At 63.2% G+C, this 26,034-nt stretch carries 29 protein-coding genes and 3 riboswitches; of the genes, 20 read left to right on the forward strand and 9 right to left on the reverse strand.

The genetic code is table 11. From position 1 onward, the window contains the following. Positions 1-96 precede the first annotated feature (96 nt). The 5 genes from fmdA to ACX80O_RS07750 all read right to left on the reverse strand — a co-directional run bounded on the left by fmdA (position 97) and on the right by ACX80O_RS07750 (position 3,205). Complete coding sequence (gene fmdA, locus ACX80O_RS07730; RefSeq protein WP_459333076.1) at positions 97-1,353, reverse strand: formamidase; 1,257 nt, start codon at positions 1,351-1,353, stop codon at positions 97-99. Between the two features lie 31 nt (positions 1,354-1,384). Then, positions 1,385-1,675: an FmdB family zinc ribbon protein gene (locus ACX80O_RS07735; protein ID WP_459333077.1), complete on the reverse strand. Its 291-nt coding sequence runs from the start codon at positions 1,673-1,675 to the stop codon at positions 1,385-1,387. Positions 1,676-1,707: 32 nt separating this feature from the next. Beyond that, positions 1,708-2,343 (reverse strand): AmiS/UreI family transporter, encoded by a 636-nt coding sequence (locus tag ACX80O_RS07740; protein WP_459333078.1) that lies wholly within the window; start codon positions 2,341-2,343, stop codon positions 1,708-1,710. A 170-nt stretch (positions 2,344-2,513) separates the two neighbouring features. Continuing rightward, a complete protein-coding gene (locus ACX80O_RS07745; RefSeq protein WP_459333079.1) occupies positions 2,514-2,864 on the reverse strand; it encodes a lycopene cyclase domain-containing protein in 351 nt (116 codons plus the stop codon). Beyond that, a complete protein-coding gene (locus tag ACX80O_RS07750; protein ID WP_459333080.1) occupies positions 2,861-3,205 on the reverse strand; it encodes a lycopene cyclase domain-containing protein in 345 nt (114 codons plus the stop codon). Before ACX80O_RS07750 ends, ACX80O_RS07745 begins: the two co-directional genes overlap by 4 nt. Positions 3,206-3,375: 170 nt before the next feature. On the opposite strand from ACX80O_RS07750, the gene ACX80O_RS07755 reads away from it, so the two are divergent. The 9 genes from ACX80O_RS07755 (at position 3,376) to ACX80O_RS07795 (ending at position 11,687) form a co-directional block, all read left to right on the forward strand. Further along, entirely contained in the window at positions 3,376-4,389 is a 1,014-nt protein-coding gene (locus tag ACX80O_RS07755) for a LacI family DNA-binding transcriptional regulator (RefSeq protein ID WP_459306428.1), read from the forward strand. Further along, a complete protein-coding gene (locus ACX80O_RS07760; RefSeq protein ID WP_459333081.1) occupies positions 4,386-5,921 on the forward strand; it encodes a sugar ABC transporter ATP-binding protein in 1,536 nt (511 codons plus the stop codon). The genes ACX80O_RS07755 and ACX80O_RS07760 overlap by 4 nt, the downstream gene beginning before the upstream one ends. Next, a complete protein-coding gene (locus ACX80O_RS07765; RefSeq protein WP_459333082.1) occupies positions 5,914-6,894 on the forward strand; it encodes an ABC transporter permease in 981 nt (326 codons plus the stop codon). The genes ACX80O_RS07760 and ACX80O_RS07765 overlap by 8 nt, the downstream gene beginning before the upstream one ends. 62 nt (positions 6,895-6,956) lie before the next feature. Next, entirely contained in the window at positions 6,957-7,898 is a 942-nt protein-coding gene (locus ACX80O_RS07770) for a substrate-binding domain-containing protein (RefSeq protein WP_459333083.1), read from the forward strand. Further along, entirely contained in the window at positions 7,895-8,860 is a 966-nt protein-coding gene (locus ACX80O_RS07775) for a ribokinase (RefSeq protein ID WP_459333084.1), read from the forward strand. Before ACX80O_RS07770 ends, ACX80O_RS07775 begins: the two co-directional genes overlap by 4 nt. After that, positions 8,857-9,240 (forward strand): D-ribose pyranase, encoded by a 384-nt coding sequence (gene rbsD / locus ACX80O_RS07780; RefSeq protein WP_459306434.1) that lies wholly within the window; start codon positions 8,857-8,859, stop codon positions 9,238-9,240. The genes ACX80O_RS07775 and rbsD overlap by 4 nt, the downstream gene beginning before the upstream one ends. 238 nt (positions 9,241-9,478) lie before the next feature. After that, positions 9,479-10,582, forward strand: a complete 1,104-nt coding sequence (locus ACX80O_RS07785; RefSeq protein ID WP_459333085.1) for a TerC family protein — start codon at positions 9,479-9,481, stop codon at positions 10,580-10,582. Between the two features lie 102 nt (positions 10,583-10,684). Then, complete coding sequence (locus tag ACX80O_RS07790; protein ID WP_459306438.1) at positions 10,685-11,068, forward strand: winged helix-turn-helix domain-containing protein; 384 nt, start codon at positions 10,685-10,687, stop codon at positions 11,066-11,068. A 34-nt stretch (positions 11,069-11,102) separates the two neighbouring features. Then, complete coding sequence (locus ACX80O_RS07795) at positions 11,103-11,687, forward strand: dTMP kinase (protein WP_459306439.1); 585 nt, start codon at positions 11,103-11,105, stop codon at positions 11,685-11,687. A 177-nt stretch (positions 11,688-11,864) separates the two neighbouring features. Here ACX80O_RS07795 and ACX80O_RS07800 read toward each other — a convergent pair whose 3' ends face one another. Beyond that, on the reverse strand, positions 11,865-12,443 hold the full coding sequence (locus ACX80O_RS07800) for a TetR-like C-terminal domain-containing protein (RefSeq protein WP_459333086.1): 579 nt from the start codon (positions 12,441-12,443) through the stop codon (positions 11,865-11,867). 68 nt (positions 12,444-12,511) lie between these two features. Between ACX80O_RS07800 and ACX80O_RS07805 the strand changes: the two genes are divergently transcribed. The 6 genes from ACX80O_RS07805 to thiD all read left to right on the forward strand — a co-directional run bounded on the left by ACX80O_RS07805 (position 12,512) and on the right by thiD (position 16,740). After that, a complete protein-coding gene (locus ACX80O_RS07805) occupies positions 12,512-13,009 on the forward strand; it encodes a DUF4188 domain-containing protein (protein ID WP_459306442.1) in 498 nt (165 codons plus the stop codon). A 55-nt stretch (positions 13,010-13,064) separates the two neighbouring features. Continuing rightward, a complete protein-coding gene (locus ACX80O_RS07810) occupies positions 13,065-13,406 on the forward strand; it encodes a TfoX/Sxy family protein (RefSeq protein WP_459333087.1) in 342 nt (113 codons plus the stop codon). A 349-nt stretch (positions 13,407-13,755) separates the two neighbouring features. Beyond that, entirely contained in the window at positions 13,756-14,223 is a 468-nt protein-coding gene (locus tag ACX80O_RS07815; protein ID WP_459306445.1) for a VanZ family protein, read from the forward strand. A 61-nt stretch (positions 14,224-14,284) separates the two neighbouring features. Then, positions 14,285-14,387, forward strand: a riboswitch (TPP riboswitch). Next, positions 14,379-15,212, forward strand: coding sequence for a hydroxyethylthiazole kinase (gene thiM / locus ACX80O_RS07820; protein ID WP_459333088.1), 834 nt, complete (start codon positions 14,379-14,381; stop codon positions 15,210-15,212). Its footprint overlaps the riboswitch before it by 9 nt. Then, positions 15,209-15,880: a thiamine phosphate synthase gene (gene thiE, locus ACX80O_RS07825; protein ID WP_459306449.1), complete on the forward strand. Its 672-nt coding sequence runs from the start codon at positions 15,209-15,211 to the stop codon at positions 15,878-15,880. The genes thiM and thiE overlap by 4 nt, the downstream gene beginning before the upstream one ends. Next, positions 15,877-16,740, forward strand: coding sequence for a bifunctional hydroxymethylpyrimidine kinase/phosphomethylpyrimidine kinase (thiD, locus tag ACX80O_RS07830; protein ID WP_459306451.1), 864 nt, complete (start codon positions 15,877-15,879; stop codon positions 16,738-16,740). The genes thiE and thiD overlap by 4 nt, the downstream gene beginning before the upstream one ends. Positions 16,741-16,755: 15 nt before the next feature. Here thiD and ACX80O_RS07835 read toward each other — a convergent pair whose 3' ends face one another. After that, entirely contained in the window at positions 16,756-18,048 is a 1,293-nt protein-coding gene (locus tag ACX80O_RS07835; protein ID WP_459333089.1) for an MFS transporter, read from the reverse strand. Continuing rightward, a riboswitch (TPP riboswitch) is annotated at positions 18,041-18,148 on the reverse strand. Its footprint overlaps the gene before it by 8 nt. Positions 18,149-18,255: 107 nt before the next feature. After that, a riboswitch (TPP riboswitch) is annotated at positions 18,256-18,365 on the forward strand. On the opposite strand from ACX80O_RS07835, the gene thiC reads away from it, so the two are divergent. Beyond that, entirely contained in the window at positions 18,358-20,088 is a 1,731-nt protein-coding gene (thiC, locus tag ACX80O_RS07840) for a phosphomethylpyrimidine synthase ThiC (RefSeq protein WP_459333090.1), read from the forward strand. Its footprint overlaps the riboswitch before it by 8 nt. Positions 20,089-20,145: 57 nt before the next feature. On the opposite strand, the gene ACX80O_RS07845 is transcribed toward thiC, so the two are convergent. Beyond that, positions 20,146-20,814, reverse strand: a complete 669-nt coding sequence (locus ACX80O_RS07845) for a zf-HC2 domain-containing protein (RefSeq protein WP_459306457.1) — start codon at positions 20,812-20,814, stop codon at positions 20,146-20,148. Further along, positions 20,811-21,410 (reverse strand): sigma-70 family RNA polymerase sigma factor, encoded by a 600-nt coding sequence (locus tag ACX80O_RS07850; protein WP_459306458.1) that lies wholly within the window; start codon positions 21,408-21,410, stop codon positions 20,811-20,813. The genes ACX80O_RS07845 and ACX80O_RS07850 overlap by 4 nt, the downstream gene beginning before the upstream one ends. Positions 21,411-21,651: 241 nt before the next feature. On the opposite strand from ACX80O_RS07850, the gene ACX80O_RS07855 reads away from it, so the two are divergent. From ACX80O_RS07855 to ACX80O_RS07870, 4 genes are all read left to right on the forward strand, one after another. Continuing rightward, positions 21,652-22,290 carry a hypothetical protein gene (locus ACX80O_RS07855; RefSeq protein ID WP_459306460.1) on the forward strand — a complete coding sequence of 213 codons (639 nt, stop codon included), beginning with the start codon at positions 21,652-21,654 and terminating at the stop codon, positions 22,288-22,290. Positions 22,291-22,546: 256 nt separating this feature from the next. Then, on the forward strand, positions 22,547-23,581 hold the full coding sequence (locus ACX80O_RS07860; RefSeq protein WP_459306462.1) for a carbohydrate ABC transporter permease: 1,035 nt from the start codon (positions 22,547-22,549) through the stop codon (positions 23,579-23,581). A gap of 56 nt (positions 23,582-23,637) precedes the next feature. Continuing rightward, a complete protein-coding gene (locus tag ACX80O_RS07865) occupies positions 23,638-24,609 on the forward strand; it encodes a carbohydrate ABC transporter permease (protein WP_459333091.1) in 972 nt (323 codons plus the stop codon). 74 nt (positions 24,610-24,683) lie between these two features. Then, complete coding sequence (locus ACX80O_RS07870; protein WP_459333092.1) at positions 24,684-26,030, forward strand: extracellular solute-binding protein; 1,347 nt, start codon at positions 24,684-24,686, stop codon at positions 26,028-26,030. The last annotated feature ends 4 nt before the right edge of the window (positions 26,031-26,034 follow it).

The raw sequence follows: 26,034 nt of genomic DNA on the forward strand, positions 1-26,034 counted from the left end.
CTCAATAATATCGGGTGGATACGACAGAGCGTGGGCACGCAGCACCGGCGCCAGCAGCGTAGCCGCGCACTGGCACCGGCGGTTTGCGGAGGGCACCTACACGTTGTTGGACTTCGGCGCGCCCATTCCCGGGTCGATCTGGTGTGGGCCCGCGGACGACGGACGGACGTCGAAGTCGAAGATCGACGTCGGGATGTACACCGTTGAACACGAGTTGGGGATGTCGACGACCCCGGAGAGCCGGCCCTCGATCGGCGCCGACCCGAGCAGCAGGTAGGCCTGCTCCGGGCTGTAACCGAACTTGGTCAGGTAATCGATGGCGTGCAGGCAGGCCCGCTGGTAGGACAGATGCGAGTCGAGATAGCGCTGTTCCCCCTCCAGGGTCACAGAGGTACCGGAGAACGCAATCCATTCGCTGTAGCGGGGATCCACGATGCCCGGCATGAAGATGGCGTTCTCGCTCACCCCGTAGGTTTCCATGCCGCCCTTGATGACGTCGACCCGGAGGTCGATGAACCCGCCCATCTCGATGGCGCCGCAGAAGGTGATTTCGCCGTCGCCCTGGGAGAAGTGCAGATCCCCGAGCGACAGGTTAGCACCGTCCACGAACACCGGGTAGAAAATGCGGGTGCCCTTCGACAGGTTCTTGATGTCCTGATTGCCGCCATTTTCCCGTGGGGGTGCGGTGCGGGCAGCCTCGCCCGCGACCCTGTCGAACTCCGACGCCGGCAGGCCTCCCAGCACCGCGAACTGCGGCTCGGGCGGCAGCGCCAGCGGCGGTACCCGGTTGGGGTCCGTCGCGATCAGGTCACCCTCGCGCTTGTTCCACTTGGCCAGGAGCTCGGCGGAGGGCGCGGTTCCCATCAAACCCGGGTGGATCAGCCCCACGTAGGAGACGTTGGGTACGTGTCGTGAGGTGGCCACCTGGCCGGTGAAGTCCCAGGTCGCCTTGTAGGCGTCGGGGAACTGCTCGGTGAGGAAGCCGCCGCCATTGTTCCGCGAGAAAATGCCGGTGTACCCCCAGCCCTGCCCGGCCAGCGGACCTGACTCTTCCTGTGGGATGGGGCCGACGTCGAGAATGTCGACGACCAGCAGGTCGCCGGGTTTCACACCCTCGACGGCGAACGGCCCGCTGAGCTTGTGGACGGTCAGCAGCGGGGCGTTGAGGATGTCGTCGGCGGAATCGTCGTTGACGATCGCGCCGTCGAACCATTCGCGGCAGTGGACCCTGAACGAATCCCCTGGTTTGACGGTCGCCACCGGCGGAATCTCCGGGTGCCACCGGTTGTGTCCAATCTTTTCCTGATCCTCAAACTTCTTTGTTGAGTCGAGTGGAAATATGACGTCGGGCATTTCGTCTCCTCTGGGTTAGCCGCGCCAAGGACTAGGGCCGCGGCAGCTTACTGTGAAGCGGATTGGACGTATAGAGCTGCCTCTTGCGGCTGGAAGCGGACGGCAGTGCCCCCGAAACCACCCCCGGTTCAGCTGCGCTGCGCCGGGTGGAATCGATGAGCTGAAAGGCCGCCGATCCGGCCTTTGACAGGTTGGGTGCACTGATCTTCCGACGGGCCGCCTGGCCGCAGGCCGGGCAGGATTGCAGGTCTGGCGTTGCACCCATCGGACTGATGACCTCGAAGGTACTGCAACCGGGGCACCGGTACTCGTAAATCGGCATTGAACGGGTTGTCCTTCCTGCGGTCGGGTTTTCTAGGCTGGCGCCACGGCTTGGCCCTGGCGCGCCGTCCTGCTCCGCGGGATGCCGCGGCGGCCAAGGACGAAGGCCGCGCCCAGAGCGGCGGCCGCTGCGATTGCCACGATGACGGCGTACCCGTCGTTCGTCTCGTACCTGCCGCTCAGGAGGAAGAAGGCAGGAATGGTCCCGGTGATGTGTGCGACGAAAATGGTGAACCAGCCGGTCACGAAGGTCAAGGATTCCTTGCCCAGCCCCAGGAGCAGGAAGAAGAGGAACCACAGGACCGCCCACGTCAGCCAGATCGCCCCGAAGACCGGGTCTCCCACCAGCGTGAACTGGAGTACTCCGATGGTCACGGCGCAGGCGGCGACGAAGATGGAAAACCAGCCCAGGCCCTCCCCGCTGATCCCTGTCATCTGAAGAATTCCGACATAGAGGTAGGTGAACCCGAAAAGGTAGAGCCCGGCCGCACCGAAGATGACCGACAACTCGTTGTTGGACTGAATGAGGATGATGGTCGGGAAAACTACCTGCATGATCCCGACGAAGAAGTTGAGGATCGCGGCGGACTTGCCCGGGACCAGCCCGATCAGCATGAGTCCATTTATGAAAAGAACCGCACCAACGTACAACAAACCGACACTGCTCATGGCGCTCCTCGAAAGGGCGAAGAGATGAAGCTTAGGTTACGAGAGCTGCTTCACGACGCCGGACAGCTGGTTCAGAAGCAGTAGATGAGTCTCCGGATATTCACTTGTGACCGCGACTCTAGTAGTGCCCAAATTGGCTGTCAACGGCCGGTCGCGCCCTCTCGAGCTGCCTATGCGCCGTGGTTTCTTTTGGCACGATCCCCGGTGTCATTCGACTTTGAGGAGCGGCCCGGAATGAGAGCCCACAGCGATGGGAGCAGGATGCACGCCCCGACGGTGTAGGCGAAGTCCTCAATCGGGGCCAGAGCCAAACGCACACCGAGGATGAGGTCGGCGTTGTAGTCGACGATGCCAGCAGCGATCAGTACGTTGTCGAACACGGCGGTCGCTAGCAGGAGAACAACCAGGGTGATTCCGATAGCCCCCCAGCTGGGAAGAAGGCTGCGTCTCGTTCGATACGCCCAGGCGGCAATGGCCAGAATCGGAACAAAGAAGATGACGTTGAGGACCAGGTACCTCACGCAGCCACCCTCCGCTCCCGGACGGCGACGACACCCAGCACATTAAGGGTTGTGTAACACAGCAGAGCGAGGAAGAACGGTTCCTCAAGGGGCAGCTCCGGGGCCAAGAGGATTCCCGTCATGAGGTCGGTGACGCCGCGGAAGAAAATACCGAATGCAATGCCGAAGAGGTCCCAGATGATGAAGAAGATGATCCCCAGGGTCATGGCCCAGGCGGCTTTGCGGGCGTCACGCCAGAAGGTGAGGCCAAACCTCCAGTCCAGGAGCACCGAGCCACCCAGCGAGAAGAGGAGCGCGCCGAGATAGATCACGCCCATGCCGCACCGCCAACCGACTGCCATGCGCTCCCGGCAACCACAATTTTTCCGCACATGTAACTCATTGTTCCCCACCGGCACAGGTGGGTGCCTCCTGGACCTCGCCTGAAAGAGCATTGACCGCCTTCTCATCGTCTGGCATAGTTTGGAATCGATTCCATGGAAACGATTCCATGGCGGCCGAGGAGCAACAGGTGCGATCACTGACGATCAAGGACGTCGCCGATAAGGCGGGTGTCTCAGTAGCAACTGCCTCCCGTGTGCTCTCGGGACACCCCTCCACCTCCGCCGAAGCCCGCACAGCCGTCACCGAGGCCGCCCAGCAGCTGGATTTCCGGCCCAACGCCCAGGCCCGCTCCCTCCGCAAGACCACCACCGAAACCATCGGCCTGGTCCTTCCCGACGTCCGCAACCCTTTCTTCGCTGATCTGGCCCACGCCGTCGAACAGCGGGCCCGCGACTTCAAATACCTCACACTCTTCGGCAACGCCAACGAAAGCGCCGAACAGCAGGATCGCTACTTCGATGTGATGCTCTCCCAGCGCGTCGACGGCCTCATCGCCGCACCCCTCGGCGACCTCGACAGCCTCAAAAGCATCCTCGACAGTGGCATCCCCACCGTCTTCGTGGACCGCGTCATCGCCGACACCGCCGTCCCCAGCGTCACCCCCGACAACGTCACCGGCATCCGGGAAGCCGTCCGCCACCTCACCGCGCAGGGCCACCGACGCATCGGCTACATCGCCGGACCGCAGTCCACCTCCACCGGCCGCGAACGCCTCGCCGCCTACCATGATGCCCTCGCCACCACCGAAGCCGACGACGACGGCGACCTCATCTTCTTCGGTGACTTCCAGGCCGCCAGTGGTGCTGCCGGTGCGCGGCACCTGCTCGAACTTCCCCAGCCGCCCACCGCCCTCCTCGCGGCGGACAGCCTGATGAGCATCGGTGCCATCGGGGTCTGCAACGAACGCGGAATCGGCATCGGCACGGGTGTCGCCTTCGTCGCCTATGACGACATCGAAGCGTTCACCCTCCTCAACCCCGCCCTCACCGTCATCGCCCACGACGTCGACGCCATGGGCCGCCAGGCCGTCGAGATGCTCACCCAGGTGATCGCCGGCGAGACCCCCGCATCAGTCATCCTCCCCAGCAGACTCATCATCCGTGGCTCCACCCCGCCCCTCCCAGGAGGCACAACACCGTGAACACCAAACCCATCCTTACCCTGGACAACGTCACCAAGTCCTTCGGTCCGGTCACCGTCATCAAGGGGGTGACCGTCAACGTCTACCCCGGCAAGGTGCAGGTCCTGCTGGGCGAAAACGGTGCCGGCAAGTCCACCCTGATCAAGATGATGGCCGGCGTGCACCAGCCAGACGGTGGCCGCATCCTCGTCGACGGCGAGGTGGCCCGAATTACCAACACCAAGGACTCCGAAGCTCTCGGCATCGCCACCATCCACCAGGAGCTCAACCTCGTGGGCTCCATGACCGTCGCCGAGAACATCTCGATGGGTCGGTTCCCGCACCGCTTCGGTCTGGTGGACAAACGCACAATGCGCGAAACTGCCAGGGCGGCCCTCGCGCTGATCGGCCTGGACATCGACGTCGACCACAGGGTCGGCGACCTGGGCATCGCCCGCCAGCAGCTCGTCGAAATCGCGAAGGCCCTCAGCCTCAACGCGCGCATGCTCGTCCTCGACGAACCCACCGCAGCCCTCACCAAGCGCGAGATCGCTGCACTGTTCGCCGTCGTCGAAGACCTCCGCCAGCGCGACGTCGGGATGGTCTTCATCTCCCACCACCTGGATGAAATCGCCGCCATCGGCGACTCGGTGTCGGTCCTGCGCGACGGCGATTTCATCGCCGAGGTGCCCGCTGACACGCATGAGGACGAACTGGTCCGCCTGATGGTGGGCCGCTCAATCGAAGCGCAGTTCCCCCGCCGCCGCGAATGGGACGGCCCAGCTGACACCCTCCTGGACGTGAAGGGGCTCTCCACGAAGGGCGTCATCAATGACGTCACCTTCTCCGTCCGCGCGGGCGAGATCGTGGGCCTGGCCGGGCTCGTCGGGGCGGGCCGCACCGAGGTGATCCGCGCCATCGCCGGCGCCGACCCCTACGTGGGCGGCAGCGTCCAGGTCCGCGGCAAGGACCTCCCCAAGTCCAACATCGGCGCGGCCATCAGGGCCGGCGTCGGGCACGTCCCCGAAGACCGGAAGGGCCAGGGCCTGGTGCTCGGCGCGACGGTCAACGAGAACGTGGGCTACGCGACGCTCGCGTCGACGGCGAAGTCCGGGCTGGTGGATCGTTCCGGCCAACGCGGCCGCGCCCAGGAGATTGCCGACAAACTTCGTATCCGCATGCACACCCTGGACCAGCCAGTGGGATCACTCTCCGGCGGGAACCAGCAGAAGGCCGTGTTTGCCCGCTGGATTGTGGCGAACTCGACGGTCCTGCTGCTCGACGAGCCGACCCGCGGCGTCGACGTCGGCGCCAAAGTGGAAATTTACGAACTGATGAACGCGATCACCGCCGCCGGCGGCGCCGTCGTCATGGTCTCCAGCGAGCTCCCCGAGGTGCTGGGGATGAGCGACCGGATCCTGGTGATGAGCGGCGGACATATCTCCGGCGAGCTGACGGCCGAAGAGGCCACCCAGGACGCCATCATGACGCTTGCCGTCCGCGACGTGCAGCGCGATCTCGAAGACAAGTCAATGGAGGACGGTCATGAATAAGGTTGCAACCGCTACCACGCCCAAGGTGTCGGGCGGGGCGAGGGCCAAGCAGCTCCTCGCCGACAATGGGGCGCTGGTGGGCCTGCTGATTCTTGGCCTGGCCCTGTTCATCGCCACCCCCGACTTCCTCACCGGCCCCAACCTGCTGAACATCGGCATCCAGGCCTCGGTGATCGCGGTCCTGGCGTTCGGGCTGACCTTCGTGATCGTCGCGGCGGGCATCGACCTGTCGGTCGGCTCGGTGGCGGCGCTTTCCGCGATGGGCTCCGCGTGGATCTTCTCGCAGGGCTCCATGCCGGGCTGGGTCGCCGTGATCGGCGGCCTTGCGATCGGCACCCTGAGCGGCGCGGTCAGCGGCTACGCCGTCGCGTTCGGCCGGTTGCCCTCCTTCATCGCCACGCTGGCGATGCTCAGCATCGCCCGCGGCCTGACCCTGGTCATCTCGGACGGCCGGCCCATCGCCACCGCACCCGAGGTGTCCTTCCTCGGCGGGAACCTCGGCGTCATCCCGATGCCGATCGTGGTGCTGGTGATCGCTGGCCTGGTGGCCGCGTTCATCCTGAACTTCACGGTGATGGGCCGCTACATGTACGCGGTGGGCGGCAACACTGAAGCCGCACGGCTCTCCGGCGTCCCGGTCCGCAAGGTCCTCGTCACGGTCTTCGCCCTGTCCGGGTTGTTCGCCGCCGTCGCCGGCCTGCTACTTTCCGGCCGGCTGGATTCCGCCCAGCCCCAGGCCGCCGCCGGCTACGAACTGGACGCGATTGCCGCCGTCGTCATCGGTGGCGCCTCGCTGGCCGGCGGCGTGGGCCGCATCACCGGAACGCTGGTCGGCGCACTGGTGCTCGTGGTCATCCGCAACGGCCTGAACCTGCTCAACGTCTCCTCGTTCTGGCAGCAGGTGGTGATCGGCGTGGTGATCGCCGTCGCCGTCGGCATCGATTCCCTGCGCCGCAAGAACGCACCCCACTAAACCTTCCCTCACGTCACCCGTTCCGTCACCAAGTAGTTCAATCACCGAGTAAGGAAATAACAATGAAGTTCACTTCCCGCAAAACCGCAGCACTGACCGTCTCCCTCGCGCTGGCCCTGAGCATGACCGCCTGCAACCGTGGGGGCGACGAGGCAGCCGAGGGGTCCGCCTCCGCTACTCTGGCACTGTCCACCCTGAACAACCCGTTCTTCGTGGAGTTGCGCGACGGCGCCGAGGCGGCTGCCGAGGCTGCTGGCATCGAACTTGAGGTCGTCGACGCCCAAAACGACTCCGCCGCCCAGACCAACCAACTGGCCACCGCCGCGACCAGCGGCACGGACGCCGTCCTGATCAACCCAGTGGACTCCGACGCCGCCGCAGCCTCCGTGGCACCGCTGATCGACGCCGACATTCCGGTGGTTGCGGTGGACCGCGCCGTCAACGGCGCCGAGGTCCAGTCCCTCGTCTCCAGCGACAACGTGGCGGGCGGCCGCCAGGCAGCCGACGAACTGGCAGCAGCCATGGGCGAAGAGGGCGAAGTGATTGTCCTGCAGGGCGTCGCCGGCACCTCGGCGAGCCGCGACCGCGGCGCCGGCTTCGAAGAGGGCATGGCCGCGTACCCCAACATCACCGTGGTGGCCATGCAGACCGCGAACTTCGACCGCGCCGAAGCACTGAACGTGGCAACGAACCTCTTGCAGGCTAACCCCGACGTGACCGGCATCTTCGCCGAGAACGACGAAATGGCCCTCGGCGCCATCCAGGCGCTCGGCGACCGCGCGGGTGACGACGTCAGCGTGGTCGGCTTCGACGGCACCGAGGACGGCCTGGCCGCCATCGAAGCGGGCACCATGACCGCGACCATCGCGCAGCAGCCCGCCGAACTGGGCAAGCAGGCAATCGAAGTTCTGGAACAGCTCCTCGCCGGCGAAACCGTCGAAGAGACAATCCCCGTTCCCGTCACCACAGTGAACGCCGACAATGTCGGAGAATTCACCGAATGAGCACCGAGCCGTCGGGCGTCGTCGTCGTAGGGTCTATCAACGCCGACCTCATAGTCACCCTGGAACGCCACCCTGCGCCTGGGGAAACCCTGCTGGGCCGGACCATGACCGTGATGCCCGGCGGCAAGGGCGCCAACCAAGCCGTAGCTGCGGCGAAGCTCGGCGCCCGGACCGTTATGATCGGCGCGGTGGGGCAGGACGCCTACACCGACGTCGCGCTTTCCGGGTTGCACGCCGCGGGTGTTGATACCGGCGCCGTGCAGCGCGTCGCTGGGATTAGCACTGGCGTCGCGATTGTGGAGGTCGACGACGACGGCGAGAACACTATCGTGGTGATCCCCGGAGCCAACGCCGAGGTGACCCCCGAGCTGGTTGCCGCCTCCGCTGACGTGATTGCCGGCGCCGCCGTGCTGGTGCTGCAGGGCGAGATCCCTGCTGCGTCGGTGGCCGCGGCCGTTTCCCTGGCCACCGGGCGGGTGGTCATCAATCTGGCGCCGGTCATCCCGTTGGACCGCGCTACTCTGCTGCGAGCTAATCCGTTGGTCGTCAACGAACATGAAGGCGCGCTGGTGCTGGGGCAACTGACCGGTTCAGCTTACATCGCTAACCCCTCCGGTCATGTTGCGACGGCCCGGGCCCTGCTGGACTGCGGCTTCGCGTCCGTGGTGATGACTTTGGGCGGGAGTGGGGCCCTGCTGGCGTCCGCTGCCGACCTGCTGGAGATCCCTGCCCCGAAGGTGCCGGTCGTGGACACCACCGGGGCCGGCGATGCCTTCACCGGCGCCCTGGCCGCCCGGCTCAGCGCCGGGGATTCACTGCCCGACGCCGTCCGGGTTGCCGTGCTGGTCGGGGCGTTCGCCGTCGGGACCGAGGGCGCTCAACCGTCGTACCCGTCCCTAACAGATCAGCTGCCCGCAGCGCCCACCTCACCGATCACCACTGGACAGGACGATGCCGCGTGAAGAAGACCGGAATCCTCAACGGACCGTTGAACGGGATCCTCGGTACCTTGGGGCACGGGCACCTCGTGGCGATTGCCGACGTCGGGATGCCCCTCCCGGACGCGGGCACCGTCGTCGATCTGGCCCTGGTGAAGGGCATCCCGTCCTTCACGGAGGTGCTCCAGGCGGTGCTGGCCGACGTCGAAGTCGAATCGTCATTGCTGGCTTCGGAAGCGACTGGCTCTCTCGTTGAGGACATTGTCCGCGCTGAAGGGTTGAATCCCGACTTCGTGAGCCACGAGGATCTGAAGGCTCTCCTGCCGTCTGCCCGGCTGATCATCAGGACCGGCGAGGCGACACCGTTCGCGAACGTGGTTTTGCGCTGCGGTGTGACCTTCTAGCGTTCGGCGCATTGGTTGCCGATCACTGTTCGCGACGGTTTGTGTCGACGTGGTCGGGTAGCGCCTCCCGCGGTGCCTTCTTGACGGTAAAACATGAACTGTGCTTCACTTGTTGAGTACACGGAGGGGAGTATCCCCACAATTGTCCCGTCGTCACTACGGCCCTTAACGGCCCGGCGGACAGGCCCCTAAACGGGCCGGGAAAGACCTCCGATCGATTCGATCGGAGGAGTTTTTCATGAATGTCCCATTCTGGATTTGGGCTGCGGTTCTTGGCTTCATCGTGGTCATGCTTGCCGTTGACCTGTTCGCTCACCGCCGGGCCCACGTCATCGGTGTGCGGGAAGCAGCGGCATGGTCGGGAGTGTGGGTTGCTTTCGGCGTCGCGTTCGGGGTGCTGGTCTGGATAAATTGGGGTGCCGAGTTCGGCCAGCAGTACTTCGCCGGGTACCTCATCGAGAAGTCCCTGGCCGTGGACAACGTCTTCGTCTGGGCCATCATCTTCAGCTACTTCGCTGTCCCGCGGGAATTCCAGCACCGGGTGCTGTTCCTCGGCGTGCTGGGTGCGCTGATCTTCCGGGGGATCTTCATCGCCGCTGGCCCCGTACTCATCCAGAACTTCGCCTGGATCCTCTACGTTTTCGCCGCCTTTCTCCTCTACACCGGCTACAAGATGATCCGACAGCGCAATGAACACCTCGACCCCGAGAAATCCGGGGTGCTCCGCCTGTTCCGCCGCTGGGTTCCCATGACCGAGCATTATCACGGACAGAAGCTACTGGTCCGGCGGAACGGCATCTTGCTTGCCACCCCGCTACTGGCGGTACTGGTGCTCATCGAGGTCACCGACGTGGTCTTCGCCGTCGACTCCATCCCCGCGATCTTCGCCGTCACCGACAAAGTGTTCCTGGTCTTCACCGCCAACGCCTTCGCCATCCTGGGTCTGCGCGCCATGTATTTCCTGCTCGCCGATCTGATCCACCGGTTCATCTACCTCAAAATCGGGCTAGCCCTGGTGCTGATCTGGGTAGGCATCAAGATGCTCCTCAAGATCGACCTGTTCTACATCCCCACCACCATCTCGCTGGCCGTGGTTGCTACCATTCTCACGATCTCCATTGTGGCAAGCCTCCGCGCCACCCGCGGACAGGGCAGGCAAGCACTTCCTGCGCCACCGGAACCCCCTTTCCGGGTCGCCACCGAGGAAGAGGACGCCGAACTGGAACCAGTGTGGCGCGGTCGGGGCAGCACCGTCGACCGAGCCCGCCGGGAGGGCTCCGAAGACACGCTCCCAGTGCACGACAGCCGGGAGCGGGCAGAGAAGGACGGAGGTACCCGATGAATGCCTCCCACCACATCCAGGGGCGCCCCGTCGCCGTCGTTGTTACTCCGCAATCGGACACAGGAGGACAATCTAAGTACATCAAAGGAAAGAATCACTCCTATGTCCCACCCCAGCCCAGACGGCTTTATGGTCAACCATCAGGCCACCGATGCAGCAAACCACGGCACTGCTCCAACCCAACGTCCGCCGTGGACATTCCTCACCAATCACAGCCACGTGCTGCTGACCATCAACGGGGACCCTAATGCGCTCGTCGAAGAGATTGCCGCCACAGTAGGAATCACTCCGAGAGCAACACTTCACATCCTTGCGGATCTAGAGCACGCCGGTTACCTACAGCGTCTCCGGGAGGGTCGCCGCACCCGGTATGTGATCCAACCCAACCAGCACTTCCGCCACCCTGCCACCGCGCACCAGGAGATTGGTGCACTTCTGGCGATCTTCGCCCCCACCGACGGACATTCAAGGAAGGAGTTGCCGTGAAAGATCAGGACCTGGGCCACCTGCACGGCGAGCCGTGATCATCGTTCTCGCCGGCGTCGATGGCGCGGGTAAGACCACAGCCGGGAAACTGCTGACCGAGCAGCTCGCCGCGGCCGGTTATCCCGCAATCTTCACCGCTAACCCATCCGGCCGCCGAAGCATGACCGCGTGGTTCGACCGGACCGGTCTTCGGCTGCCTATGGCCGTGTTGGACGGGATAGAAACCGGTATTCGCTGTGTCAATGTGGCGATCTCCCACCTGCGCGCCAGGAAGAATCCCGGTGTTGTCGTCATGGACCGGTACCTCTACTGTCAGCTCGCGCTTCGGCGAGTGCGGAGGCTACGTCCGGGGCGGTTCCTGCCGACCCTGATCAAGGTCCTCCCCACCCCGGATGTGGTGCTCTACTTCGAGGTTGACGCCGACGTCGCCTACGAACGGGTCAGCAGCCGCGCCGCGGACACTGAGACCCTTGAACATCTCGGGGCCCTGGCCAAGGCGTATAGGGAACTTGATGACTTTTCGTCGTTCGTCAGCATTGATGCAAACCACTCTTCGGAGCGGGTTGTCGAGGACATCTTGCAGGAACTTGGGGTGTGCGGCCTGGGGCTTCAGGCGTGAACAAACCCAGGCATCTTCACCCTCGACCCCTGCCCAACAAACGCTACCGCCCAATCGTTACCCGAGTTCTGTCCCTGAGTGTCCCCTGCCCGCGCGGCCGGGACACCACCAGGAATCACTCATTCGCTTGACAGGCGATGGCACTTCGTCGATACCGGCACTTCGGCAGTCTCTAGCTCACACAATGGCCCAGGCGCGGGCGGTCGCGTCGAGGGCAGCGCTATAGACGGCGGGCCAATCTGCGTCAGGACGGCCCATCTGCGCCAGCTCCAGGCTGACCAGGCCATGGACTTGACCCCAGATCGCGACGGCGACGAGTTCCACGGGCGCTTCACGCAAAGTCCCGGCGGTCTGCGCGGCAGCGACCGCATCCATCAACGGTTGCATGGCATCGGCGGCCGCGACGGGGTTCGGCTGACACTCCACATAGGCGGCCAGCGCGCCGCCGAACATGAGCCGGTACAGCGCCCGGTGCTCCAGCGCCCAGGTCCGATAGGACTCGCCCAGTGCTTCAAGCCCGCCGGAGGCAGCCGCGAGTTGCGAATCACGGAACGACACGAACCCATCGTCCACCACCGCTGTCAGCAGCTGGGACTTCCCGCCGAACAGCGAGTACACGGCCGAGGTGGACGTTCCGGCCGCCGCGGCGACATCGCGGAGCGTCACCCGCGCTGGGCCCTCGAGATCCACCAAATCGGCTGTGACTGCCAGCAGATCCTGCCGGAGGGAATCATTGTGCACGATAGGTCTTGCCATAGCACCCAGTGTTCCATAACCTTGTTCTGTAACAATGTTATACAACAAGAAAACTATAGGAGATCCTCATGGCACAGCAAATACTTCCCGGACGGCACACTGCCTATCCGGGAAGAGACAACGTGACAGTGTTCCTGATCGGGATGCGGGCCAACCGGTGGTGGAAGGTGGGGACCGTGGGTAGGGTTGCCGCCGCCATGCCACGGATGCTTCAACATCTCGCGGCCGACCCATCCGCGGGAATGCTCGGCTATGAGCAATGGTTCGGCCGCACCACCATGCTGCTCAGCTACTGGGAAAGCCCCGAACATCTGCGGAAGTTTGCAGCGGACAAGGAGTCGCCCCACTTGGAGCCCTGGCGCCGATTCATGAAGGAAGTCGCCGGGACTGGGGACGTTGGTGTCTGGCATGAGACCTATCAGGTACCCGCCGTCGGAATCGAGGCAGTTTACAACGGAATGCCTCTGTTCGGGCTGGCCAAGGCAACGGCGCTGATCCCTATCGGGTCACGCAACACCACCGCAAAACAACGGATGGCGCAGGTCCCGCCGCACACCGTCCCTTGACAGATAACGGCCCTCGCTTCATATTCAGAGTGCAGCTGCGAGCAAGGGAGCTACCGTGACCACCACTGCTTTTGCACGTGACATTCTGACCCAACGGCTTCGAGACCTCTTCGCCGCCCACCAGAATGTGCGTGAGGTACGAATGTTCGGCGGCGTCTCGTTCATGATTGATGACCGCATGGCAGTTGCCGCCGATCGCGTCGGTAACCTGCAGGTGCGCACCAACCCGGCAGATTACGACAATCTACTTCGTCGCGGCGGGGTGCCGGCACTGATGGGTCGGCAGAAGCCGATGGGGCGCGGCTGGCTGACGGTGCCCCGTCAACAGTTCGACGACGACGCGGAACTCGCTTACTGGGTCACCGTAGGCATCGAGTCCGGGAACGCGCCGAACTGAACCCTGGTTCGGGTACCGCAGATTCTCGTGTCATGCATCGGCGAACAATGGGCCTATTACCTGGTGGGTAGCGCCCTCGAAGCGGTACTCCTCACTGCCATAGCCCGCACAGCCTGGAAGTGGCCGTCATCTCAGCACGCGCCCCTCGCCACCATGCACCACCGTACGGAGAACCTATCCTAACGAGGTTGCCGCCCGGGACACTTGGTGGGTGTGTAACGTCGACAGCCGGCAGGAACTCACCATCTACACTCGTGGAATGGGACCCTGGACTTTCGATCCGGGGGCTGTCCGCCTTTGAGCGAAGGAGTCTGCGGTGATTAACTCATTCCTCGCACAGCATTCATCAGTGGCACCTATTTTCTTGTGGAGTGCAGTCGCCGCTAGCGCTTTCCTCGGATGGCTGCTCCACCGGTTTGGGAAGTCCCGTGCGCTTCTGGTCCTTGCGTGTATTGGTCTGATCGGTGCTCTCGCGCTGACCGTCACCCCGTCGACCAGCCAGCCCACCACCTTTTGCCTAGTCCACTTCTCGGGACCGTTCCAAGGGATTGAACCCCTGGCCAACGTCGCAATGTTGCTTCCACTGACACTGTTCGCAACTCTTGGATGGCGACGCCCGCTGCCGGTGCTCATCGCAGTCTCAGGCCTGTCCGCCCTTATCGAGATTATTCAGGCGCTCACGCCGAGCCTTGGCCGCACCTGCGACACGAACGACTGGTTCATGAATACCCTAGGCGCCACTATCGGCACGCTACTGGCGGCTGGAATTGGCGCCTTGGAGACCCACCGCAGGCGCCGCGCAAGCGAACAGCCTTGATCCAAAAGAGACTGTGTAATGTCCTCTTTCCGCCCGCCGAGCTCACGTCCTCTAGGGTGGTGGTAGTGACACGGGGTGCTGACCGCCAATGGTGCAGCTGAGAATCCACACCCGTTGAACCTGATCTAGTTCGAACTAGCGAAGGGATGTCGCGGATGGCTATTCGCTATACATCATCTGACTGTGCCGTGCTCCTTGACGCGTTGAGGGTCCAGCGACCGCTCGTGCAGTGTATTACCAACGCTGTCGTCACAAATTTCACAGCGAATGTCCTGCTGGCCGTCGGTGCGGCCCCCGCAATGGTGGATATCCCCTCGGAAGCGGGACAGTTCACGTCCGTGGCTTCCGGACTCCTGATTAATCTGGGGACTCCCCGGGAGGAACAGCGGGCCGCGATGGTTGAGGCCGTTTCTGCGGCCAGCGATGCGGGGATTCCATGGGTCTTGGATCCCGTGGCCATTGGGTCTCTGACGGTCCGCACCGGGCTGGCGCGTCAACTTGTTGAGCGTCGACCGAGCATCATCCGCGGCAATGCGTCGGAAATTCTGGCTTTGGCCGGAGCTGGAGCCGGAGGCCGAGGGGTGGATTCGCTGGAGGGCCCCTTGGCAGCCAGGGAGGCTGCAAAACATCTCGCGGCCGCGTTTTCCTCAGCGGTGGCGGTGTCAGGTGAAGTGGATCTGATCACGGGCCCCGACGGCGAGGCCGTCACCGTGGCGAACGGACACCCGTTGCTGACCCAGGTGACAGGTGGTGGGTGCGCCCTCGGTGCAGTCATGGCCGCCTTCGCTTCCCTGACCGATGATCCTCTGCTTGCGGCCATGGCGGCAACAGCCGTCTACACCGTTGCCGCCGAGCAGGCGGCCAGGCGAGCGCACGGCCCGGGGAGTTTTGCAGTCGAGTTCCTGGACCAACTATCAGGCGTCGCTCCCGACGACGTCATCAAGCCATTAAACCTCCGCCACGCGGACACGCCGGACGGCATCCGGTGAACCAGCCGAATATCAGAACAGATTTTAGACAGCACCTCCCGCTTTACCTGGTAACCGATACCAGCCAGTGCGTTCCGCGAACGGTAACCGCTGTTGCTGCCGCAGCAGTGGCGGGGGGAGCAACGGTGGTTCAGGTGCGCGACAAGGAGGCGTCATCCCGGGATTTGCTGCACCTGCTGATGGCGGTCGCGGACTCTGTAGGAGACGTGGTCCCGGTGCTGGTCGATGACCGGGTGGACATCTTTCTTGCGGCGCGGGCGGCAGGGGCACAGGTGGCCGGAGTGCATGTCGGCCAGTCCGACCTGCCCGCGGAGCTGGTTCGCACCCTCGTAGGGCCGGAAGCCATTGTTGGATTGAGTGCAGCAACTGGACCGGAGATCCAGACGGCGCATCGCCTGCCTGAAGGAACGGTGGACTATTTGGGAATTGGGGTCATTCACGCCACTGCCACGAAGGCGGATCACCCCCCACCGATCGGCGTCAACGGTTTCAGAGCCCTTGTTAGGTCAAGCACCCTACCCTGCGTCGCGATTGGCGGCATCAGCTGTGCTGACGCGCGTCCACTGCGGGATGCAGGAGCTGCCGGAATGGCCGTCGTGTCCGCGGTCTGCGCCGCCATCGATCCACAGGCAGCGGCCGAAGACCTTGGGGCGGAGTGGCGCCGGTGAAAAATCACGATTTACGCAGTGTTCCGCGGGTCCTCAGCATTGCCGGGACAGATCCGACCGGAGGGGCCGGGATTCAGGCAGACCTGAAAAGTATCGCCGCCCTGGGCGGATATGGGATGGCCGTTGTCACCTCCCTCGTGGCGCAGAACACCCGTGGTGTCCGCTCCGTACACACGCCCCCGGCAGAGTTTCTGGCCGAACAACTTGAAGCGGTCAGTGATGACGTGGCGATCGATGCGGTGAAAATCGGCATGCTTGGGGATACCGCCTCTATTGCCGTCGTTCGCGCGTGGCTTGACCGGGTGCGGCCGCCGGTGGTGGTTCTGGACCCGATTATGATCGCCACCAGCGGGGACAGGCTCATTGCCGTCGACGCCGAGGCCGCACTGCGGGAGCTGGTAGGCCAGGCGGATCTGGTCACCCCTAATCTTCCCGAGCTGGCGGGCCTCCTGGATGAACCTGTCGCCGCGGATTGGCTCGCAGCTATTGAACAGGGCCGGAACTTGTCCCGGGCTTGCGGGACCGTTGTGCTCGTCAAGGGAGGTCACCTGGCAGGGGTAACCAGTCCCGACGCCCTCGTGCATGCTACCGGCGTCCTAGGTGCTATGGGAGGAGACGTTGTCGAGTTCTCTTCCGCGCGGGTATCCACAAGGAACACTCACGGAACTGGATGTTCGCTGTCCTCCGCCGTCGCCACCGTCATGGCTCGCACCGGTGAGTGGTCCGTTGCTGTTACCCAGGCCAAGGACTGGCTGCAGGACGCACTTATCCACGCCGACGAATTAGACGTTGGGCAGGGCAACGGGCCGATTAACCACTTCCATCGGTTATGGACCGCAACGGGAACAACAACGCGCTGAAGGCGGTAACCACCATCAGCAGAGTTGGCGTGTCCTGTTGGTTTCGGGTCCGATGAATCCGCCGACGGCCACCAGAATCCCGGCGAAAGCGAGCAGCACCGCGATGGCTTCGTGCCGTCCCATCATGTCCTGCAACGGGGGGAGGTAGTACGGGTAGAGGGCGGGAAGGACGATGGAAAGGCTGTACCCGACGCCATACCCGCTGGACCGCACCGCCGCCGGGAAGCGTTCAACGAGGTAGGCGCCCACGGGCCCGTATCCGGAAACCGTCACTATCTGCAGGGCCACCACCAGCACCACCAAGCCGCCGATGCTGGTGGTGGAAAACACGCCGAGGAACGTTATCGGGGCCAGAACCGCTCCAAGCAGACCGAACCCGATGAAGAAGAAGCGCCGCCCGGTGTAGGTCGACGCGTGACCGCAGGCCGCCATGAACACAGCGGACGCCGCGGTGGCACACATCATTGTGAAAGAAATGGCTTTCGCACCCAGGAGCCCATCCAATGCCAGTTCGCTGGTCAGCGTGGGGATCGCCATATAGGTGAAAAGCCACAAGCCACTCATCAACAAAAAGACCTGCCACAGCTCGCGGCGGTGCTCACCAACCAGAATGTCCTTCAGTGGGTTTACCCGCTTGGGCGAACGCTTCCAGACGGGAGAATCCGCAACACGCTTCCGGTAGAAGACCAGCATGCCGAATGCCAGCAAGGATCCGAGCAGGAACGGGATCCGCCAACCCCAAACGTTGTACGCGTCCTCGTCCAGCACGGTGAGAAGGCCGAACACCAGGGCCGCAATGCTGGCATTGGCCCACGGCGACATCCACATGATGAGTCCGCTGATCAGGCCGCGTCGTCTTGGTTCCGACCATTCCATCGCGAGCGGAATCGCCGATGTGTACTCGCCGCCCAGGAAGATCCCTCCGACGAATCGTAGGGCAACAATAGCCACCAGTGTCCCGCCGCCAAGAACGGTATGACCGGGAACCAGGGCGATGAGCAGGGTCGTCACCACGATGCCTAACAGCGCCACCTGGGTCGTGGCGGTTCGGCCGATCCGATCCGCTATCGGACCGAAAATTGCGCCCCCCAACGGTCTTCCAAGGAGGGTCGCAATGAAAATCAGTCCTGCGTTGCCTGCCAGATTTTCCGGACCGAACAGGTGGGCGGCCGCGGGTGCCAGGGCGATGACGGGTAGGAAAATGTCGAACTGGTCGACGTAGTTGCCGAAGATCCCACCGCGTACGGCTCGCCGCGCATCGAGCGGCATGGTCTTCCTGGGCGCGTCAAGTGCGCGGATATGAGGCATCGATCTCACTTCCTTCGCCGGCATTACCCGGACAGGTTCAACGGTCGAAGCTGCTTCAGCTTCCTCTCAGCCCGTGGCGCGGGCTCCCGTGTGATGTTTGTTCTGCAAACACTAGAGCACGTTGAACGCTTCTCCGACTTTTTTTCCTTTGAACAGCCCCAGGTGCCTGCGTCATGTCCGACATGGGCGGACGGGATGTTAGTGTCGTGACATCCACACGGGTGCCCTATTGCAAGGGCTGAGATTGGGTTGATGCAGCCCTTGACCGTCGAACCTGTCCGGGTCATGCCGGCGAAGGAAGTAGGAACCTTGAGTGCCGTTAATTCGCAGTCCCTTTCATACGTCCACGATTCTGGGCACAGCATTGCTGTGCCCGTCACCGAAATCGCCCTCGAAAACTCGCCGGGCAACCGTCCCAACGAACCACTCCGCGTCTACCGTACCGCCGGCCCCGGCAGCGACCCGGTGGTGGGCCTGCCGCCACTGAGGCAGCCCTGGATCACCGGCCGGAACGACGTCGAGCAGTACCAGGGGCGCGAACGGAACCTGTTCGACGACGGCAAGTCGGCGATCCGTCGCGGGCGTTCCTCCCGGGAGTGGAAGGGTGTGCAGTCCATCCCACTGCGTTCCCGCGACGGCAGGATTGTTACCCAGATGCACTACGCACGTCGCGGGGTCATCACCGAGGAGATGAGGTTCGTCGCGTTGCGCGAAAACTGCGACGTCGAACTGGTCCGGGCCGAAGTCGCAGCCGGGCGCGCGATCATTCCCAACAACATCAACCACCCCGAATCGGAGCCGATGATCATCGGCAAGGCCTTTCTCGTCAAGATCAACGCCAATATCGGCAACTCGGCGGTTACCAGCTCGATCGCCGAGGAAGTCAGCAAGATGCAGTGGGCCACCCAGTGGGGCGCGGACACCGTCATGGACCTTTCCACAGGAGATGACATCCACACCACCCGTGAGTGGCTCATCCGTAACTCCCCGGTGCCCATTGGCACCGTACCCATCTACCAGGCATTGGAAAAGGTAAACGGGGAGGCTAGCGACCTCACCTGGGAAATCTTCCGTGACACTGTTATTGAGCAGTGCGAGCAGGGCGTCGACTATATGACCATCCACGCCGGGGTACTGCTCCGCTACGTTCCGCTCACCGCAGAGCGCGTCACGGGCATCGTCTCCCGCGGCGGGTCGATCATGGCCGGGTGGTGCCTGGCCCACCATCAGGAAAACTTCCTGTACACGCGCTTTGACGAATTATGCGAAATTTTCGCCCGATACGACGTCGCCTTCTCACTCGGAGATGGCCTGCGGCCCGGCTCCATCGCCGACGCTAACGATGCCGCGCAGTTCGCCGAACTGGACACCCTCGCCGAACTCACGAAGCGGGCCCGGGCCTACGACGTCCAGGTCATGGTGGAGGGACCCGGCCACATCCCCTTCCACCTGGTTCGGGAGAACGTGGAAAGGCAGCAGGAATTGTGCGACGGTGCGCCGTTCTACACCCTTGGCCCCCTGGTCACCGATATCGCGCCAGGCTACGACCACATCACGTCAGCAATAGGAGCGACCGAAATAGCCCGGTATGGCACCGCAATGCTCTGTTACGTGACGCCGAAGGAACACCTTGGCCTGCCCAATCGGGACGACGTCAAGACCGGAGTGATCACCTATAAGATCGCCGCACATGCCGCCGATCTGGCGAAAGGACACCCGGGCGCCGGGGATCGGGACGACGCCATCTCGAAGGCACGCTTCGAGTTCCGGTGGCGAGACCAGTTCGCGCTTTCGTTGGACCCCGAGACTGCTGAGCAGTTCCACGACGAAACACTTCCCGCCGAACCGGCGAAGACTGCCCACTTCTGCTCGATGTGCGGACCGAAGTTCTGTTCCATGCGGATCTCCCAGGACATCAGGGACCAGTTTGGAGGCGCCTTGGCGCAGGAAGCTATTGCCGGGATGGCTGGTAAGTCCGCCGAATTTCGCGCCGCCGGGGGCAAGGTCTATCTTCCCGCGCCGGTCCTCCCCCGAAACTAGGAGTCAGCGGGCGGGCCAAGGAGCGCAGTGGAGACGGCGGGTCGGTTCAACTCCGGATTAAGCCGAAAAGTCGGATGAGAGCACTTGACCCCCACCTTGGTCGCGCACGATGAAACCGACAGCTTCATCACGCAGCACGGCGGCGTTAAGGTTGCAGCGGACCTCCCCGTCGGTGCCTACGAAGGCCCCGGCGGGGTATTCCGCCCCGTCCTCTCCAAGCACCACAACCTCGTAGCGCCCGCCTGGCTGGAGTCCCGTTGCAGTGAGCTGGACTTCCACCCCCCACGTATGGTCGATCAGGTCTGCCGTTGCTTCGATGTCTGCTGTCTCGACGATTTGGACAGCCTCAAGGGGCACCCTGGGTTGCGGATCCGCCGCGGCAAGGTTCAATCCGATCACGACGGCGGCCGTAGCGGCTGCGGCACCCAACGCCGAGACCAGCGCGGTGCGGGCGGTCCCGTTCATGCCTGACCGGTGTTCCTCCCCTTTGATCAGGTCCTCGATCTGCTGTCCCAGTCCGAGGGGAGGCATCACCGGATCGGGAACAGGGCCCCGTACCAGGGCTAGCGCTGAAACGGCCGCCGCCAGCTCCTCAAGCTCGGCGCGGCAGGTGGGACACCCGGTCAGGTGGACCCTCATGTCGTATTCCTCGGCCGGTGAGAGGTGGCCGAGGGCGTACGCGCCCAGGGATTCGCGCAGTCCGCGATGATCGGGGTGGTCCGTCACGGGGTCATCTCCAATTCTTCCATCACAATTCGTAGGGCTTTGAGCCCGTAAAACACCCGGCTACGCAAGGTGCTGACGGGGATCCCCAGCTCGGCTGCTACCTCGGCGTACGGGCGGTCGGCCAGGTAGGTTTCGGTAAGGGCATGCCGGTGTTCCTGGCCCAGCCGTCTCAGTGCTTCCTCTACGATCCATCCCCGCAATAGACGATCGCTGGGGTCGGGTACCACCGGTCCAGTGTGCTCGGTGAACGTCAGATCCACGACGTTACTCTGCCACGGACGCGCGGCCGCGGCGCGTGAGTGATCAATGACCACGTTGCGGGCGATCGAGAACAGCCACACCCGCAGCGATGACAGTGACGGATCATAACGGTCCCTCGCCCGCCAGGCGCGGAGGAAGGTTTCCTGGACCACGTCCTGGGCAACGCCGTCGTCGCCCAAGGACCTGAGCGCGAACCGGTACAGCTCGGCACCATGGGCGACGTAGGCATCATGCACACCTTCCTCGCGTGACAGCGAGGGCGTTCGGTTAGCCGCTCGAATCAGGTTTCTCATCTTCAGCAGTTGCGCTTCACGTCGCCCGGACAGGTGATCCATCGAAAACAACTGCCCTTCGGACTGTCGATCTTCGTCGGTTGTGCACGAGACTCCCCTTTTGATTCCTACCTGGCTAGCGCGTTGTCAATAGGATGTACGGAGGCGGTGGAGTCCGCGTTGAACCTCGATGGGAAAAACTCGTCAGCAAGTTCTTCAACGGCTGCCTACCCGCCGACGTATCTACAGGTGTACCCACGCCGTTGGGACCGGCCGTACCGGCCGACAACCGTAGGAGACCCTCATGCGCATCAGCAACCGTACCGGAGCAATTGCGACTATCACCGTCGCTGCCCTGAGCCTGGGCACCCCACTCGCCTTCGCCAATTACGACGGCGGCTGGGGAGATTACGATCGTGGAGGCGTCAAGGCCGCCTCCTACATCAACCCGGACATCGGCGCAGCGACGGAGAACGCCGACGTCAACCGGGACTCGTCCTGCTTTTCCCCCGACCAGCGCGATGACCAGCGCCTGAGCGATCCCGGCACCGCCAACCGTAACGTCCACAACGATGCCTGCTTCCTCGATAACCGGGGCAATAAGGTCAGCGGCCCGGCGTCCTATCAAAGCTTCGGTGCCGGGTTCATCAGTGCTTGCCCGGACCCCGACGGCGCTGGACCCGAGTTCGCCATCCTTCGCGACACCAACGGTGACGGTCGAAACGACCTCTGCTTCCAATCCGCTTATCAGACACGGGGAACCGCGGGGGACTTCGAGTTCCACGCCCGGTTGAACAACACCACGACCACCGGCAGCCAGTACGTCGTATGGTGCGCCGACGCCGATAGGAACGGCTGCCGTGACGAGGACGTCAAGGACGACATCAGGATTGACTGGAACAACGGGCAGCCCACCGGCGACCGTTACAGCTGGAGCCGCTAACCGAGTGACGTGGCTGCGGAGGCGAGGGCCTCTGCAGCCACATCATCGGCTGCGACCCACCGCGCCAGCGGTGACCGCCGGAACACTCTGCCGAACTCCCCGCCAGTCGTTGCGCGCCCGCGCAATGCTGTGGGTAACGTGGCTTTCAGGACGTTGCCCACTGTTTCCTTCGAGGTCACCCGGGGTTGATCTCAGATTCGCTCTAGCTCCATAGCGTTGCTCTCATCAGGCAGTTGTGATGGGAGAAGCGGACCACATGGCATCAGAAGTAATTGTGCGGCGGCGAAAGCGGCAGCGCATGGAGCGCCTGTGGCTACCGGCAATCTATTTGGCCCCCACCCTGGTGTTGCTGTGGGCCTTTGACATCTATCCGATTCTTCTATCCGCGTGGATGAGCCTATGGCGCTGGGGCATCCAGCCCGAGCAATTCATCGGTCTGGACAACTACATCAGGATTGCCGAGCAGATCGGTGACCGCCCGGGAGGTGCCCCCGGGGAAGTTGGCCAGAGCCTTGTGGTCACCGGCTTTTACGTCCTGGGGACCGTACCTGCGACCATCGTGATCGCCTTCGTGATAGCTAATCTGCTCAATTCGAAGGTTCGGTTCCTGGCGGCGCTGCGTACCGCCTACTTTGTCCCGTATATCACGTCCACAGTCGCGGCGGGGTTGGCGTTTGTCTGGCTGCTCAATCCCCAGGTAGGAGTCCTCAATTCGGTCATGGAATGGCTGGGACTGCCCCCGCAACAGTGGCTTCTGGACCCCGACCCTCTAGTACCCAAACTGCTCGGTGCAGCGGGTATTGGCTGGCCCGACGGCGTTCCCGGGTTCCTGGCGGGTCCCAGCGTTGCCTTGGTGTGCGTCATGGCGTTCAGCGTGTGGAACACGCTCGGTTTCGCCGTCGTCATCATCCTGGCCGGCTTGATTACGATCGATCCTCAGGTGAAAGAGGCCGCGAGGATGGATGGGGTGAACTCCTGGCAGATGGCCACCCGCATCACCATGCCGCTGGTTTCACCAACCCTGTTCCTGCTCCTGGTGGTGTCCACCATCCGGTCTTTCCAGAGTTTCAATGAGGTATACGTTCTCACGAGCGGCGGTGGCTACGGGGCAGGTGCAGGCTCGCCACTGGATTCAACCCTGACGCTACCGGTGCTCATCTTCCGCCACCTCTACGAGCGTCCCAGCTCGGTGGGATTCGCCGCGGCGCTGTCGATGCTCCTGTTCCTCCTTCTGTTGATCGTCACCCTGGTGCAATTTCGGTTCGCTGAGCGCCGGGTGCATTACGACTGAGTCCCCTTCGGAATTCCAGACCTCACCACCATCAGACTGAGAAGGCGGAACTGTCCGTGGCACTGCACACCATCGAAAGTACGACTGACGTCCCTACCAGCACCCCACATCCGGCCGCTCCTCCCAACCAGCCCAACCGGACCTACGCGATCCAGCGCTGGCGCCGGATCGCCGGAAGGGTTGTCCTGTACACCGCATTGATCGCCGGGGCGGCCGTCATGATGTTCCCCTTCGCCTGGATGATCACAAGTTCCCTGAAGACCTTCCAGGAGGTCAACTTGTCGCCGCCGACGATGCTGCCATCGGATCCGCAATGGTCCAACTACGCCGAGGCTTGGGGTGGGCCGCCGTCCGGGTTCGGGCGCTATTTCCTCAACAGCCTGATAGTGGCAGTGCTCGGCACCGTCTTGCAGCTCGTCACGGGGATCACGGCCGCCTATGCCTTCGCCCGGATGAAGTTCCGGTTCAACAATCTCCTCTTCCTGGTGGTGCTGGCCACCATGATGATCCCCTTCGAAGCGCGAATTGTGCCCAACTATGTGCTGATCCGCCAGATCCCGCTCGTGGGCGGTAATGATCTCTTCGGGGAAGGCGGATCCGGGCTATACGACACCTATGCCGGGATGATCCTGCCCGGCGTCGCCGGAGCATTCGCAATCTTCCTGCTGCGACAGGCGTTCATGGCGGTGCCGCGCGATTACTGGGACGCCATCCGCATGGACGGGGCATCCCACTGGACCTTTCTGTGGCGAGTACTGGTTCCCATGACCATGCCCGCGGTACTCACCGTGGTGCTGTTCGGGTTCATTGGCAGGTGGAACGAGTTGCTGTGGCCCCTAATTGCCACCCAGAGCGAGTCCATCCGACCGGTCCAGCTCGGACTGATGGCGTTCTCCGGCGACGAAGGCTCCCTCTACCACCTGCTGATGGCTGCCACGACACTGGTCGCCATACCGGGCATCATCTTTTTCCTCTTTGTTCAACGCCGCTTCGTTGAAGGCCTCACTGCCTTCGGCGTCAAGGGCTGAGATTATCCGCCCGTCCACTGACCATCCCACTCATCGCACAACAACCAGCTAACCGCACCGGAGGTGCCCGTCCCATGAGTCTGTCCAAAAGAGCCGCCCTTCCCTCCTTTCTTCTCGCCAGCACACTGGTGATCACATCCTGCGCCGGTGGCGGCGCAGGTGCCTCGGAAAACGCAGCAGCCAGTACGGAAAGTATCGACAGCATCGAGCTTCCGGAGGGGGTGGAAATAGATTTCTGGCACATCCAGGCCACCATCTACGGTGAAGCGATCACCGAAATGGTTCAGGAGTTCAACGAGACGAATGAGTGGGGAATCGTGGTCAACGAGTCCTTCAAGGGCTCCTACCAGGAACTCAACCAGGCCGTCCGCGCATCCCTGGCCGGCGGTGGCGCCCCCGATGTCACAATGGCCTACGAAAATGACACTCTCGAGTACGTGGCAAACGGTGTGATCGAACCCCTGGATCCGTACCTTGAAAGCACACAGTACGGCGTGCCCGACGAGGACATGGATGATCTGGTCGACGGCGTCCTGGCCCGGCAGCGGGTGGACGCTTACAACGGAAGCACACTGTCCTGGCCCCACGGCAACTCCAGCATGGGAATGTATTACAACGCCGACCTTTTCGCCGAGGCGGGCATCGAAGCGCCCCCCGCTGACTGGGAGGAATTCCTGGAACAGGCACGTCAGATGAAGGACAAAACCGGGCTACCCTATTCCGCCATGGGCACCGGCAAGAACGGCGTCTTCTACAACATGCTGCGCTCCAAAGGCATTGACCCGTATGACCCCAAAGCAGCGACCACCCAGTTCACCTCACCCGAATCCATCGAATCCCTGGAGCTGCTTGCCCTCCTTTTCGAAGAGGAACTCGTCTACACTGCGGCGGACACCGAGCAGGAATTCACCAATGAGCGCACCGCTTCCGAACTGGGCACCACAGCCCGGACCTCAACGAAAATCGAGCAGATTCAGGACAAATTTCAGTGGTCCGTGGCCATGACGCCGCAGGAATCGGCCGAACCCATCACTCAGCTCTTCGGTGGGAATCACGTGATCCTCTCCTCCGATGATCCTGAGCAGGAACTTGCCTCGTGGCTCTTCATGCGGTGGTTTGCCGATACAGAAGCCCAGTCCATCTATGCGGCCCGCACCGGCTATTCACCGGCCGTGGAAAGCGCCCTCGACACCGACATTCTGAGTACCAACTATAAGGAAAACCCGCAGAAGGCTGAAGCTTTCGACAACGTGTTCGTCAACGCCCAGATCATGCCGCCCACCGCTGCCGGCAACGCCATCGACGACATGGTCACCGGGGTTGTCGAAGAAGTGGTGCTGGGTCGGCTGACCCCGCAGGAAGCGGCGGAGCGGATGGATAGTGAGGCAACCAGTCTCCTCGAAACCGCACCCCAGAACTGAGGTC

The organism is Arthrobacter glycogeni (assembly GCF_054511155.1).